The organism is Streptomyces speibonae, assembly GCF_984686075.1.
Genome location: NZ_OZ480260.1, coordinates 7,435,190 through 7,448,227, shown reverse-complemented (window position 1 = coordinate 7,448,227; position 13,038 = coordinate 7,435,190). Strand labels below are relative to the sequence as shown.

At 73.2% G+C, this 13,038-nt stretch carries 13 protein-coding genes; 4 read left to right on the top strand and 9 right to left on the bottom strand.

The genetic code is table 11. From position 1 onward, the window contains the following. Positions 1 to 100: 100 nt before the first annotated feature. Positions 101 to 811 (bottom strand): TetR/AcrR family transcriptional regulator, encoded by a 711-nt coding sequence (locus AC5L3C_RS33485; protein WP_493652866.1) that lies wholly within the window; start codon positions 809 to 811, stop codon positions 101 to 103. 172 nt (positions 812 to 983) lie between these two features. Here AC5L3C_RS33485 and AC5L3C_RS33480 point away from each other — a divergent pair, with 172 nt between their 5' ends. Then, positions 984 to 1,433, top strand: coding sequence for a nitroreductase family deazaflavin-dependent oxidoreductase (locus AC5L3C_RS33480; RefSeq protein WP_493652865.1), 450 nt, complete (start codon positions 984 to 986; stop codon positions 1,431 to 1,433). Positions 1,434 to 1,470: 37 nt separating this feature from the next. Here the strand turns inward: AC5L3C_RS33480 and AC5L3C_RS33475 are convergent, their stop codons facing one another. Next, a complete protein-coding gene (locus tag AC5L3C_RS33475) occupies positions 1,471 to 2,703 on the bottom strand; it encodes a geranylgeranyl reductase family protein (RefSeq protein WP_493652864.1) in 1,233 nt (410 codons plus the stop codon). A 195-nt stretch (positions 2,704 to 2,898) separates the two neighbouring features. Here AC5L3C_RS33475 and AC5L3C_RS33470 point away from each other — a divergent pair, with 195 nt between their 5' ends. Further along, positions 2,899 to 4,260: a dipeptidase gene (locus AC5L3C_RS33470; RefSeq protein ID WP_493652863.1), complete on the top strand. Its 1,362-nt coding sequence runs from the start codon at positions 2,899 to 2,901 to the stop codon at positions 4,258 to 4,260. A gap of 346 nt (positions 4,261 to 4,606) precedes the next feature. On the opposite strand, the gene AC5L3C_RS33465 is transcribed toward AC5L3C_RS33470, so the two are convergent. The 3 genes from AC5L3C_RS33465 to AC5L3C_RS33455 all read right to left on the bottom strand — a co-directional run bounded on the left by AC5L3C_RS33465 (position 4,607) and on the right by AC5L3C_RS33455 (position 7,019). After that, a complete protein-coding gene (locus AC5L3C_RS33465) occupies positions 4,607 to 5,647 on the bottom strand; it encodes an NUDIX hydrolase (RefSeq protein WP_125508869.1) in 1,041 nt (346 codons plus the stop codon). A gap of 143 nt (positions 5,648 to 5,790) precedes the next feature. Beyond that, positions 5,791 to 5,979: a hypothetical protein gene (locus tag AC5L3C_RS33460; RefSeq protein ID WP_125508867.1), complete on the bottom strand. Its 189-nt coding sequence runs from the start codon at positions 5,977 to 5,979 to the stop codon at positions 5,791 to 5,793. A gap of 65 nt (positions 5,980 to 6,044) precedes the next feature. Continuing rightward, positions 6,045 to 7,019 (bottom strand): ROK family protein, encoded by a 975-nt coding sequence (locus AC5L3C_RS33455; RefSeq protein WP_493652862.1) that lies wholly within the window; start codon positions 7,017 to 7,019, stop codon positions 6,045 to 6,047. A 202-nt stretch (positions 7,020 to 7,221) separates the two neighbouring features. Between AC5L3C_RS33455 and AC5L3C_RS33450 the strand changes: the two genes are divergently transcribed. Both AC5L3C_RS33450 and AC5L3C_RS33445 read left to right on the top strand, forming a co-directional pair. Beyond that, positions 7,222 to 8,316, top strand: coding sequence for a LacI family DNA-binding transcriptional regulator (locus AC5L3C_RS33450; protein WP_493652861.1), 1,095 nt, complete (start codon positions 7,222 to 7,224; stop codon positions 8,314 to 8,316). A gap of 7 nt (positions 8,317 to 8,323) precedes the next feature. Continuing rightward, a complete protein-coding gene (locus AC5L3C_RS33445; RefSeq protein ID WP_493652860.1) occupies positions 8,324 to 9,127 on the top strand; it encodes a hypothetical protein in 804 nt (267 codons plus the stop codon). Here the strand turns inward: AC5L3C_RS33445 and AC5L3C_RS33440 are convergent. The 4 genes from AC5L3C_RS33440 to AC5L3C_RS33425 all read right to left on the bottom strand — a co-directional run bounded on the left by AC5L3C_RS33440 (position 9,073) and on the right by AC5L3C_RS33425 (position 12,990). Next, positions 9,073 to 10,827 (bottom strand): serine/threonine-protein kinase, encoded by a 1,755-nt coding sequence (locus tag AC5L3C_RS33440; protein ID WP_493652859.1) that lies wholly within the window; start codon positions 10,825 to 10,827, stop codon positions 9,073 to 9,075. The two genes, AC5L3C_RS33445 and AC5L3C_RS33440, sit on opposite strands and share 55 nt — an antisense overlap. Before the next feature lie 44 nt (positions 10,828 to 10,871). Beyond that, on the bottom strand, positions 10,872 to 11,111 hold the full coding sequence (locus AC5L3C_RS33435) for a helix-turn-helix domain-containing protein (RefSeq protein ID WP_125508861.1): 240 nt from the start codon (positions 11,109 to 11,111) through the stop codon (positions 10,872 to 10,874). Further along, positions 11,111 to 11,608: a DUF2975 domain-containing protein gene (locus tag AC5L3C_RS33430; RefSeq protein WP_125508860.1), complete on the bottom strand. Its 498-nt coding sequence runs from the start codon at positions 11,606 to 11,608 to the stop codon at positions 11,111 to 11,113. Before AC5L3C_RS33430 ends, AC5L3C_RS33435 begins: the two co-directional genes overlap by 1 nt. 77 nt (positions 11,609 to 11,685) lie before the next feature. Next, positions 11,686 to 12,990 (bottom strand): DUF6986 family protein, encoded by a 1,305-nt coding sequence (locus tag AC5L3C_RS33425; protein ID WP_493652858.1) that lies wholly within the window; start codon positions 12,988 to 12,990, stop codon positions 11,686 to 11,688. Between the last annotated feature and the right edge of the window lie 48 nt (positions 12,991 to 13,038).

Sequence of the window (13,038 nt, the reverse complement as noted above, 5' to 3'; positions counted from 1 at the left end):
ACCCCGGGCGGCGTCAACCCGGCGTGGTGATCACACGTACTCCCGGCGAAGTACATCCCGGCCGTAGGCCCTCTACGACCGCGGGCCGGCGTGTGGTCCCTCAGGTCGCGGCTTCCTGCCGCGGATCCACCAGACCCACCGTCCGGGCGAGCTGCCCCACCACATGGCGGAAGAACGTGTCGCGGTCCTCCACGACCCGGTTGAACTGCCCGAACAGCTCGAACCCGATCAGCCCGAACATCTGGGCCCAGGCCGCGAGCGCCGTCATCACCACCTCGGGCGGCAGGTCGGGAGCGATGTCGGCGGCCATCCGCGCGGCCTCGGGCTTCAGCTCGGGCGGCAGCGAGGGCGGGGCCAGACCGGGCCCCGACTGCGCGTCCCGGAGGATGCCGAGGGCGACGAGGACGGCGCGGGCGGCGGCCGGGACGGTCGTCTCGGGGGCGCTGTAGCCGGGCACGGGCGTGCCGTAGATCAGCGCGTACTCGTGGGGATGCGTGAGCGCCCAGGTGCGTACGCCCTCGCACAGGACGGTCCAGCGCCGGACGGGCCCGGCGTCGGCGGCCGCGTCGCGTGCCGCTTCGGCCGCCTCGCCGAGGGACTCGTAGGAGTCGATGATGAGGGCGGTGAGCAGGTCGTCACGGCTGGGGAAGTAGCGATAGAGGGCGGAGGACGCCATGCCGAGTTCGCGTGCCACGGCCCGCAGGGAGAGCTTGGTGGCTCCCTCCTTCGCCAGCTGTCTGCGGGCCTCTTCCTTGATGGCCGCGGTCACTTCGATCCTGGCCCGGGCGCGGGCCCCGTGTGTGCTGCTCATGAGGGCAGTGTTCCACAGCGTGAGAGCACTGCACACAATGGAGAGCAACGCACACGAAAGAGAGCACCGCTCTTGCTTTGGAGCACCGTTCTCCGGCAGACTGGCACCATCGAACGAGATCACTGCTCTCGAAACCGAGCAGTGCTCTCCATCCACACCCACGGGAGTCCCCATGTCCACGCACGTGCAGAAGCCGGGCTGGTTCACCAACAACGTCATCAACCGGCTCGTCGCCTGGCTGACCCGCCGCGGACTGAGCGTCTGGGGCTCGCGCGTCCTCGCCGTCCGCGGCCGCAAGAGCGGCCAGTGGCGGACGACCCCGGTCAATGTGCTCACCGTCGACGGCGAGCGCTACCTCGTGGCGCCGCGCGGCCACGTCCAGTGGACGCACAACATGCGCGCGGCCGGCGGCGGCGAACTGCGCCTCGGCAAGCACGCCGAGGTCTTCACCGCCACGGAGGTGGCCGACGACGACAAGCCGCCGCTGCTGCGCGCCTACCTCAAGCGGTGGAAGGCGGAGGTCGGGATCTTCTTCAAGGGGGTCGGCCCCGACTCCTCCGACGCCGAACTGCGCCGCATCGCCCCCGACCACCCGGTCTTCCGGATCACGGCCGGGAGCTGAGCCCCTCCCCGGAGGGAAGGGCCGCTCCGCCCCACCGTCAGGAGCCGGACTCCTCCTGCGCCGGACGCCGGTCCAGCGCCAGCAGGGCGCGGTGGGCCATCGGATGGGTCCTGACCAGCTCGCCGAGCGTCGTCGAGCCCTGCGTGATGTCCTTGAACGCCTTCCAGGCCGGGCGGAACCCGGTGAGGACCGCGTGGAACACCCCGGGGCGCCGTTCGAACGCGGCCAGCATCCGCTTGCCGACGCTCATCTCCACGCCCAGCCCCGCCTTGACGGCGAAGGCGTAGTTGAGTGCCTGGCGGCGCGTGTCCACCGCGTCGTGGGCCTCGGCGATCCGCACCGCCCACTCCCCCGCCAGCCGGCCCGAGCGCAGCGCGAAGGAGATACCCTCGCGGGTCCACGGCTCCAGCAGCCCGGCGGCGTCCCCGCACACCAGCACCCGGCCGCGCGACAGCGGCGAGTCGTCGGCCCGGCAGCGGGTCAAGTGGCCCGAGGAGATGCTCGGTTCGAAGCCGGCGAGGCCGAGCCGCCCGATGAAGTCCTCCAAGTACCGCTTGGTCGCGGCGCCTTCACCGCGCCGCGAGATCACACCGACGGTGAGCGTGTCGCCCTTGGGGAAGACCCAGCCGTAACTGCCCGGCATGGGGCCCCAGTCGATGAGCACCCGCCCCTTCCAGTCCTCGGCGACGGTCTCCGGCACCGGGATCTCCGCCTCCAGTCCCAGGTCCACCTGGTCCACCTTGACCCCGACATGGGCTCCTATGCGGCCCGCGCTGCCGTCCGCGCCGACCACGGCCCGCGCCAGCACCGTCTCGCCGCCCTGCAGGACGACGGCGACCGTGCGCCGGTCCGGTACGGCCGAGCCGTGCTGCTCCACCCGCTGCACGGCGACACCCGTGCGCAGTTCGGCGCCCGCCTTCTGCGCGTGCTCGACGAGCTGCTGGTCGAACTCGGGCCGGTTGATCAGCCCGAACAGCATCTGGCGGGACCTGCGGGTGCGGCCGAAGCGGCCGTTGTTGGAAAACGTCACCGCGTGCACCCGGTCCTTCAACGGCAGGTCGAAGCCGGGCGGTAGGGAGTCGCGCGAGGGGCCGATGATGCCGCCGCCGCACGTTTTGTAGCGGGGCAGTTCCGCCTTCTCCAGCAACAGCACGCGCCGTCCCGCGACCGCCGCCGCGTAGGCGGCCGAGGCCCCCGCGGGTCCCGCGCCCACCACGACGACGTCCCACACCTGCCGCACGTCGTCCGCTGAAGAGTTCTCGCTGCTCACGATGGTCTACTGCTCCCGATCCAGCCGCCTGCCGCTCTGTCCCCCCGCATCCTACGGCGGCGATCGACTGGGGCCACTGTGGGAGGATCGGCGTCGTGAATGCCCCGTACACGGGTCCTCACGCACACCGCACGATCATGTCAGTACCGAAGAAGTACGCAGTAGGACAACGTCGCACCCACAAGGAGCGTGCCCATGTCGTCGAATCCGGTCGCCGCGACCGTCGCCTCGCTGATGCCCAGGGCCAAGGAGGAGCTCAGCGAACTGGTGGCCTTCAAGTCGGTGGCGGACTTCGACCAGTTCCCGCGCAGCGAGAGCGAGGGCGCCGCCCGCTGGATCGCCGACGCGCTGACCGCCGAGGGCTTCCAGGACGTGGCGCTGCTGGACACCCCGGACGGCACACAGTCGGTGTACGGGTACCTGCCCGGCCCGGAGGGCGCACGGACCGTGCTGCTCTACGCGCACTACGACGTGCAGCCGCCGCTGGACGAATCCGCCTGGACCACTCCGCCGTTCGAGCTGACCGAGCGCGACGGCCGCTGGTACGGGCGCGGGAGCGCGGACTGCAAGGGCGGCGTCATCATGCATCTGCTGGCGCTGCGCGCCCTGAAGGCCGACGGCGGCGTCCCCGTGCACGTCAAGGTGATCGTGGAGGGATCCGAGGAGCAGGGCACCGGAGGTCTGGAGCGGTACGCCGAGGAACACCCCGACCTGCTGGCGGCCGACACCGTGGTGATCGGCGACACGGGCAACTTCCGGGCCGGCCTGCCGACGGTCACCACCACGCTGCGCGGCATGACGCTGGTGCGGGTGTCCGTGGACACCCTCGAGGGCAATCTGCACTCCGGCCAGTTCGGCGGTGCCGCGCCGGACGCGCTGGCGGCGCTGGTGCGCGTACTGGACTCGCTGCGCGGCGAGGACGGCAGCACGACCGTGGACGGGCTGGACGCCGACAGCGCGTGGGACGGACTGCAGTACGACGACGAGCAGTTCCGCGAGGACGCCAAGGTGCTCGACGGTGTGGAGCTGATCGGTTCCGGCACGGTCGCCGACCGCATCTGGGCGCGTCCGGCGGTCACCGTGCTGGGCATCGACTGCCCGCCGGTGGTCGGCGCCACGCCCTCGGTGCAGGCGAGCGCCCGCGCGCTGGTCAGCCTGCGGGTGCCGCCGGGCGTCGACGCGGGCGAGGCGACCGCGCTGCTCCGGGCGCACCTGGAGTCGCACACGCCGTGGGGTGCCCGGGTGCGCACCGAACACATCGGGCAGGGGCAGGCGTTCCGCGCGGACACCACCAGCCCCGCCTACCGGGCCATGTCCGAGGCGATGGCGGTGGCCTACCCGGGCCAGGAGTTGCAGTACGCCGGTCAGGGCGGCTCGATCCCGCTGTGCAACACCCTCGCCGCCCTCTACCCGAAGGCGGAGATCCTGCTCATCGGCCTGAGCGAGCCCGAGGCGCAGATCCACGCGGTGAACGAGAGCGTGTCGCCGGACGAGCTGGAGCGGCTGTCGGTCGCGGAGGCCCTGTTCCTGCGCACGTACGCGTCCGGCGCGCACTGACCCGTCGCACGGGCGAGGCCCTTGTCCCCGTCCGTGCGGGACGGGGACAAGGGCCTCGCTCGCGCGCCTGACACCGGGGCGGCCGGGCCGTCGCCGGTGCGCGGCACAATCCGATTGGGGCTGGGCCGGACCGCGGAGGCCGAGCCGAGCCACGGAAGCCAGGCCGGGCAAAGAGACAGGACCGGGCCACGGAAGCCAGACCGGGCACAGAGACCAGGCCGAGCCACACAAGCCAGACCGAGCGACAGAAGCCAGACCGGGCACAGAGACCGGGCCGGGCACAGAGACCGGGCCGGGCCACCGGCCCCAGAGGGCGGAGGGCGAATGGGCCTGGGCGGGGCGGCGGTCAGCCGACCGGGACTCCCGCCTCCAGATACATCGCTCTGCCGCGTTCGCGTGCCCGCAGGGCCCTGCGCAGCCGTTCGTAGCGGACCGGCGGCAGCAGGTCCGCGGCCTCGGCCTCGGAGACGAAGCGCCAGGCGCGCAGCTCCGGCCCGGGCAGCAGCAGCCGTCCGGCCTCGGCGGAGTCGAGCCGCCCGCCGTCGAAGAGCAGCCGCAGCCCCCCGAACCCGGGCGGTGTCGGCGGCTCCCAGTCCACGACCAGCAGCGCGGGCACCTCGTCGAGTTGGATCCCGGTCTCCTCCGCGACCTCGCGCATCCCCGCGCGCGCGGGCGCCTCGCCGCGTTCGACGACGCCGCCGGGGAACTCCCAGCCGGGCTTGTAGGTCGGGTCGACGAGCAGTACCCGGTCGTGTTCGTCGAAGAGCAGCACCCCGGCGGCGACCGTCTCGGCGGTGGGCTCGGGTGTCTGCACGATGTCGCAGGGGGGAACGGCCCCGCTGCCGACCGCCTCGGCGATCCGCAGGGCCGTGACGTACGGGGTCAGGCTGCCGCTGTCGACCGGGTAGGCGTCGGCCGTCAGCCAGGCGGCGAGGGCCGCCTTGTACGGCTCGATGTGGTCGTAGGCCCACTGGCGGACACGCACCTCGCCGTCGGGGAGGTCCGCGGGGACCTCCCGGCCGGCTATACGCTCGCGCAGGATCGTTTCCGCCGGGGCGAGCAGGACATGTCTGACGGGTATCCGGCGGGCGGCGAGGCCGCCGAAGATCTCGTCGCGGTACTCCTGACGCAGCAGGGTCATGGGGATCACGAGGGTCCCGCCGAGCTCGGCGAGCATCGCGGCCGCGGTGTCGATCACGAGACGTCGCCAGATCGGGAGGTCCTGGAAGTCGCCGACCTCGGCGAGGCGTTTGGGCGGGAGCAGCCGGTCCAGCGCTCCGCCGATGACCTCGGGGTCGAAGAGCGTGCTGTTCGGGATCAGCTCGATCAGTTCACGCGCGGTGGTGGTCTTGCCCGCACCGAACGCGCCGTTGATCCAGACGATCACGTTTCCCCCTCTTCTGTTGGCCCCCTGTGGCTTGCCCGCTCCACCCTGCCACGGAAACCAGATCCAGTTGAGAAGGCATGGAGCGGCGCCGGCACCCCTCCCGCCGAGGGGTGCCGGCGCCGTACGCCCGCGCGGCGGGAGCGTCAGTCCCGGCCGGGGTCGAGGTCCAGGTCCAGGGTGTTGTCCTCCGCGACGGTCTTGTCGAGGGTGCTGAGGGTGTCCTCGACGTCGATCCCCCCGAGGCTGTCGCCCAGCGCGTGCGACGGGGTGACGGCCGCGACGACGAAACCGGTGGCGAGGGAGGCGATGGCCAGCATGCTGCGCTTCTTCATACCCGGCTCAACTGCGGATACCGCCCCGGGGTCACGCACGGCTTCGCGCGGGGCCGCGAAGGCCCTCACGAAACGGTGCCGGCCGCCGCTCCCAGTTCCGCGACCGCCGTGTCCGCCCTGCTGAGGGCGGCCGCCGCGGCGCCCACCAGACCCGCGTCGGTGCCCATCTGCGCGGGCGCCACCGCCAGGCGCTGGACGAAGGACAGGGTGGCGTACTCGGTGAGGGCCTTGCGCAGGGGGGCGAGGAGGATCTCGCCCGCCTTGCCCACGCCTCCGCCGATGACGGCGATGTCGATCTCCACGAGCGTCGCGGTGGCCGCGATGCCGGCGGCCAGCGCCCTGGCCGCCCGTTCGAAGGAGGCGACGGCCACCCGGTCCCCGGCACGGGCGGCCGCCGCGACCGCGGCTGCCGAGGGGTCGCCGTCGGGGCCGGGCCGCCAGCCGTTCTCCAGGGCGCGGCGGGCGATGTTGGGGCCGCTGGCGATCCGCTCCACACAGCCGCGCGAGCCGCAGGGGCACAGGTCGCCGTCGAGGTCCACGCTGATGTGTCCGATGTGGCCGGCGTTGCCGGTGGGCCCGGGGTGCAGCCGGCCGCCGAGGACCAGGCCGCCGCCGACGCCGGTGGAGACGACCATGCACAGGGCGTTGTCGTGACCGCGGGCGGCGCCCTGCCAGTGTTCGGCGGCCGTGATCGCGACCCCGTCACCGATCAGCTCCACCGGCAGGCCCCCGGCCGCTTCCCGGACCCGGGCGACCAGCGGGTAGTCGCGCCAGCCGGGGACGTTCACCGGGCTCACCGTGCCCGCGGAGGCGTCCACGGGTCCGGCGCTGCCGATGCCGACGGCGCCGGCGCGCCCCCACAGCGGGGAGGCGGTGAGTTCGCCGAGCACCGTCCCGACCGCGCCCATCACGGTCTCACCGTCCTCGCGCGCGGGCGTCGGCTGCTGGGCGCGGACCAGGATCCGGCCCTGGCGGTCCACCAGAGCGCCGGCGATCTTGGTACCGCCGATGTCGAGCGCAGCCACGAGGTCGGTGTGCATCAGTGTCGGATCTCCCCGTCAAACATAGAAGAACATCTGAAATCCTGAGAACGACCATGCGCGACCAGGAGGCAACACATGGAGCACCGGCGGCGGCCCGTCCTGCGGTGATGTGCGGGCCGGAGTGTGCGTGGGACAGTGTCTACGAGCCTGACAACGTTGTCCAGGCTCTATGCTCGACGCCACATCCTCATACAACCCCATGGCCCTACGCATCCCCGTAGCCGACAGGACAGGACAGGACACCGTGCCGGAGACGACCCGCCGCACCGAACGCATCCCAGGGACCCGTTACGGCAACCGTCCGACGATGAAGGACGTGGCGGCCCGAGCCGGCGTCGGGCTCAAGACGGTCTCCCGGGTGGTCAACGGCGAGCCGGGGGTCACGCCGGAGACCGAGCGCCGCGTCCAGGAGGCGATCGAGGCGCTGGGCTTCCGCCGCAACGACAGCGCCCGGGTGCTGCGCAAGGGCCGCACCGCCAGCATCGGCCTGGTCCTGGAGGACCTCGCGGACCCCTTCTACGGGCCGCTGAGCCGTGCGGTGGAGGAGGTGGCCCGCGCCCACGGCGCGCTGCTGATCAACGGTTCCAGCGCGGAGGACGCCGACCGCGAGCAGGAGCTGGTGCTGGCGCTGTGCGCCCGGCGGGTGGACGGGCTGGTGGTGATCCCGGCCGGCGACGACCACCGCTATCTGGAGCCGGAGATCAAGGCGGGCGTCGCCACGGTCTTCGTCGACCGCCCGGCCGGGCACATCGACGCGGACGTCGTCGTGTCGGACAACTACGGCGGTGCCCGCGACGGGGTGAGCCACTTGATCGCGCACGGCCACCGCAGGATCGGCTTCATCGGCGACATGCCCCGGATCCACACCGCGGCCGAGCGTCTGCGCGGCTACCGGACCGCCATGGAGGACGCGGGGATAACGGTGGCGGACTCCTGGATGTCGCTGGGCGTCACCGCCCCGGAGCGGGTCCGCCGGGCCGCCCGGGAGATGCTCTCCGGCCCGGAACCGGTCACCGCGATCTTCACGGGCAACAACCGGGTGACGGTCACCGTGATCCGGGTGCTGGCCGAGCACACCCGGCCGGTCGCCCTGGTCGGCTTCGACGACATCGAGCTGGCCGATCTGCTCAGCCCGGGCGTCACGGTCGTCGCCCAGGACGCGGCCGCCCTCGGCCGGACCGCCGCCGAGCGGCTGTTCCGCCAGCTGGACGGTGCCCTCATCGCCCCGGAGCGCATCGAGCTGCCCACCCGGCTGATCACCCGCGGCTCCGGCGAGCTGCCCCCCGCGGACTGAGCGGGCGGTGCCGGTGGAGGAGGACCGCACGCTGGTGGCGCTGGGCCTGGACAAGGTGCCGCGTGAGCATCCGCTGCTGTACCCGGGGGCCTGGCCGCGCGATTCGGGGCTGCTCGACGGGCCCCGGCTGCTGCCGCTGGACCGGCTGGTGTACGAGGACCGTGTCCCGGTGCTGGCGGTCGGTTCCAACGCCAGCCCCGGTCAGCTGCGGCACAAGATGGCCGAGTCGGGGATCATCACGCCGCTGCCGATGGTGCGCGCCCGGGTGACGGGGGTCGGCATCGGCGTCTCCGCGCACGTCAGCCGCATGGGCTATGTGTCCAACTCGCCGGTCGCCGCTCCCGGAGCGGTGTGCGAGCTGTTCGTCCTCTGGCTCGACGCCCGGCAGCTCGGGGTGATCGACGCCAGCGAGGGCGTGCCACGGCCGGACGGCAACTTCCGGCGCGCCTGGCTGCCCGCGCCGGACGTGCGGATCGAGCTCGCCGACGGCTCGGTGCTGCCCGGCGCGCACGCGTACGTCAACCGCCACGGTGTGCTGCGCGACGGCACCGGCGCCCCGCGCGCCCATCCGGGCCAGCGGCCGCTGCTCACCGAACTGCTGGCGGACGTCCCCGGCCTGCGGGAACTGTTCGGTGCCTCGCCCGAGGAGTTCTCCGCGCGGGCCCGCGCGGACCGGGAGCTGTGTGCGCGGGGCACCCGCCTGTTCGCCGAGCAGAAGATGGTGACCGCCTGCGGCCTGGAGCGGTACGCGGGGAATCAGCAGTACGGAAGTCCGGGCACCGGTGCGTCGTTGGCGCCGCCCCTGATGTAGACGTCGTTGACCCAGACGTCGGTGTTGCCGCTGTCGTCGTCGGTCCTGGCCCACCAGATGTTGGTCCACTCGCCCTCGCTCTGCCGGCGGCCCAGGTTCTGCTGGCAGTAGAAGTAGTTGGTGCCCGTGTTGAGGACGCCGACCTCGGTGCCGGAGGCGGTGTGGGACGTGGCGGTGCGCCAGACGTGGCAGTTGTACTTGCCGCCGCCGATGGGGTGGCAGACCGGCTCCTGCATGTCGTTGCCGCCGTCGCCGCCCGGTGCGCCGGCGCCGTCCCCGGTGTCGTCCTTCTCGCCGGATCCGCCGCGCTCCGGGGTCTTCTCCCCGGCGTCGGGGGTGGCGGGGCCGCCGGTGCGGTCGGCGGCACCGTCCTGCGCGCCCGGCTTCTTCGACGGCTCCGTGCCCGGTTCCGTGCTCCGCTCCGCGTCCGCTCCGGGCTCCAGGGGTTCACCGGCGTCCGTGTCGCCGGACGTGGTGGGGGTGGCCGGGGCGTCGGTGCGGGCGGAGCCGCCGCGCGCGTCCTCGCGCGTGTCGTCGCCCGAGGAGTTGACGACGGCGGCCGTGACGCCGGCCGCGGTGACGACGAGGGTGACGGCCAGGGCGGCGAGCAGGACGCGGCGCCTGCGGCGGGGGGCCGAGGGGGCGCTCATGGGGCTCGTGGGCGCGGAGGAGGTTTCCGGGACCGGGTGCGCGGCGCCGGCAGCGGGTGCGGGGCTTCCCGGCGCGGGCGGGCCGAAGCCCGGGGGCACCGCGGGGACGGCGAATTCCGTCTCGGTCCGTCCGGCCGCGGGCGCGGGTGCCGAGGGGCGCAGCGCGGCCGTCGGCACATCCGCTCCGGTGGCGACGGCCGCCAGGAGTTCACCTGCCTCCGCTGCCTCCGGCCGGGCCTCGGGCCGCTTGTCCATCAGCTGCCCGAGGACGGGGGCGAGCGGACCGGCCCGGCGTGCCTCGGGCAGCGGCTCGGTCACGATGGCGGTGAGCGTGGAGAACGTCGAGGTGCGGCGGAAGGGCGAGGCGCCCTCCACGGCCGCGTAGAGCGTGGCGCCCAGGGCCCATACGTCGGAGGCCGGTCCGGGCACGGCGCCCTGTGCGCGTTCGGGCGCCAGGTAGTCGAGGGAGCCGACGATCTCCCCGCTGCGGGTGAGCTGGGTGGCCGCGCCGTCGCCGGGGTCGTCCATGGTGGCGATGCCGAAGTCGGTGAGCACGATCCGGCCCGAGCGGTCGAGCAGGATGTTGCCGGGCTTCACGTCACGGTGCAGCACACCGGCCCGGTGGGCGGCGGCGAGTGCGTCCATCACCTCGGCGCCGATCCGGGCCGCCTCGCGCGGATCGAGGGTGCCGCGGTCGCGGAGCACGTCGTCCAGGGACGGTCCGTCGATGAGCTCCATCACGATCAGCGGGCGGCCGTCCACCTCGGCGATGTCGTGGACGGCGATCACACCGGGGTGGCGCACCCGGGCCGCGGCCCGCGCCTCGCGCTGCATTCGCAGTCCGAGGTCGGCCAGTTCGGGTCCGGCGGCGTCGCTGTAGGTGCGCAGTTCCTTGACCGCCACCTCGCGGCCGAGGACTTCGTCGGCCGCCTTCCACACCACGCCCATGCCGCCGCGGCCGAGCCGGGCGGTGACCCGGTACCGGCCCGCCAGCAGCCGGCCGATCCCGTCCGGCTGTCCATACTCCTGTCCGTACTCCCCCGTTGACACTGCCGCCCCGTTCTCCGAACCGCCTACTGTGCGTGGCGTACAGCCTAGGGGGAACGGACGGGTGCCGGTGCCGGAGTCTCCTCGGGTACGAAGCGCAGCAGGTCGCCGGGCTGGCAGTCGAGCGCTTCGCAGAGGGCGGCGAGGGTCGCGAAGCGCACCGCCTTGGCGCGGCCGTTCTTGAGCACCGCCAGGTTGGCCGGCGTGATGCCGACGCGTTCGGCGAGTTCGCCCACGGACATCTTCCGCCTGGCCAGCATCACGTCGATGTCGACGGCGATCGGCATCAGATCACCTCGGCCAGTTCGGCCTGCATCCGGGAGGCCTCGACGTCGCGCGCGACGGCCTGGGCGAGCAGCATCCGCAGGACCAGCACGATGAGCGCGATGCCCAGGACCCCGAGGCCTGCACCGCCGAGCAGGAGTACGATGCCCGGGGCCACGGCCTCGCCCGGCGCCAGGACCGCGCCGAGGGCGAACACCAGCAGGGCCGCGGCGGCGAACGCGCCGATCACGATGTGCACGTAGCGGAAGGCGGCGTGGGAGAAGACGGTTCCCCGCCGTGCCATCGTCACCAGGCGCCAGACGCAGACGAGGACGGTCTGTGCCGTCACCAGCCCGAGGAACACGATGAGGACGAGCGGGGTGCGCAGGTGGCGGTACTCGGGGTCCAGTCCCTCGAGGTCGCTCGCGAGCAGCGGGAGCATCACCGCCTGCACGCCCAGCGAACCCGCCAGCAGCGTCACGATCACGGCACGCAGCGCGAGTACGGTCAGCCGTCCCATCGCCTCTCCTTCACTCGAACCACGATGGAAATCTATCGAGATTCGATAGGTGAGGCAAATGGGCGGGGGTGCGCCGGCTACTGCGCCGAAGCGGTCAGGCCGCCCCGCCGGGGCGAGGCGAAGCCTTCCAGGGCGGCGCGGGTCAGCCCTGTCTCCCGCGCGACCTCCGCGAGGTCCAGGGCGCCGCAGTCCAGGCCGCGGAGCAGGTAACCGGCGAGGGCCTTGGCGGTGGCCGGCTCGTCCATGACGTCGCCGCCGGCGTGGCCGGCGTACCGGGCGAGGCGGGCGGCGGCCCGTTCGAAGCCCTCGCGGTAGAAGGCGAAGACGGCCGCGTACCGGGTGGGGAGGTGGCCGGGGTGCATGTCCCAGCCCTGGTAATAGGCGCGGACCAGGGCGCGGCGGGTGAGGTGGTAGTGCAGGCGCCAGGCGTCGTGGACCTGGGCGGTGGGGCCGACGGGCAGGACGTTGGTGGAGCCGTCCGAAAGACGTACGCCGGTGCCCGCGGCGGCGACCTGCATGACGGCCTTGGCGTGGTCGGCGGCCGGATGGTCGCTCGCCTGGTACGCGGCGGAGACGCCGAGACAGGCGCTGTAGTCGAAGGTCCCGTAGTGCAGGCCGGTGGCGCGCCCGTCGGCGGCCTGGATCATGCGGGCGACGGTGGCGGTGCCGTCGGCGGCGAGGATCGCCTGGCTGGTCTCGATCTGGATCTCGAAGCCGATCCGGCCGGGCTCGAGACCGCGCGCCTTCTCGAACGCGTCGAGGAGCCGGGCCAGGGCGGCGGCCTGCTCGGGGGAGGTGACCTTGGGCAGGGTCAGGACCAGCCCGTCCGGCAGGCGCCCGGCCTCCAGCAGGCCGGTGAGGAAGATGTCGAGGGTGCGGATGCCCCGGTCGCGGACGGCGGCCTCCAGACACTTCATGCGGATGCCTGTGTACGGAGCGGCGGTGCCCGCCGCGTCCGCCTCGACGACGAGCCGGGCCGCGCGGGCCGCGTCCGCGTCCTCCTCCGCGCCGGGGCGGCTGCCGTACCCGTCCTCGAAGTCGATCCGCAGGTCCTCGACGGGCTCGCGCTCGAGTTTGACCCGGACCCGTCCGTAAACGTCCTCGGCCAGGGCGTCGTCCAGCCCCAGCACGGCGGCGAAGGAGGCGGCGTCGGGGGCGTGCTCGTCGAGCGCGGCGAGGGCCCGGTCACCCCAGGTGCGCAGGGTGTCGGCGGCGAAGGTGTCGGCGGGGACGTACACGGTGTGGACGGGCTGGCGGGTGCCGGGGTCCCCGGGGTAGCGGCGCTCGAGTTCGGCGTCGGCCGGCGCGAGGAGGGCGCCGATCTCCTCGGTGACGGCCTCCGGGAGACTCGTCGACACCCGCTCCTGCCGGCCCTGGCCCATGCGACATCCTCCCGGAGTTCCGCGCTACGGATTCAACAATTCGTTGAA

Coding starts and splice junctions, on each gene's coding strand:
- AC5L3C_RS33485 (WP_493652866.1), bottom strand. CDS start 811: ATGAGCAGCACACACGGGGCCCGCGCCCGGGCCAGGATCGAAGTGACC.
- AC5L3C_RS33480 (WP_493652865.1), top strand. CDS start 984: ATGTCCACGCACGTGCAGAAGCCGGGCTGGTTCACCAACAACGTCATC.
- AC5L3C_RS33470 (WP_493652863.1), top strand. CDS start 2,899: ATGTCGTCGAATCCGGTCGCCGCGACCGTCGCCTCGCTGATGCCCAGG.
- AC5L3C_RS33460 (WP_125508867.1), bottom strand. CDS start 5,979: ATGAAGAAGCGCAGCATGCTGGCCATCGCCTCCCTCGCCACCGGTTTC.
- AC5L3C_RS33455 (WP_493652862.1), bottom strand. CDS start 7,019: ATGCACACCGACCTCGTGGCTGCGCTCGACATCGGCGGTACCAAGATC.
- AC5L3C_RS33450 (WP_493652861.1), top strand. CDS start 7,222: ATGGCCCTACGCATCCCCGTAGCCGACAGGACAGGACAGGACACCGTG.
- AC5L3C_RS33435 (WP_125508861.1), bottom strand. CDS start 11,111: ATGCCGATCGCCGTCGACATCGACGTGATGCTGGCCAGGCGGAAGATG.
- AC5L3C_RS33430 (WP_125508860.1), bottom strand. CDS start 11,608: ATGGGACGGCTGACCGTACTCGCGCTGCGTGCCGTGATCGTGACGCTG.
- AC5L3C_RS33425 (WP_493652858.1), bottom strand. CDS start 12,990: ATGGGCCAGGGCCGGCAGGAGCGGGTGTCGACGAGTCTCCCGGAGGCC.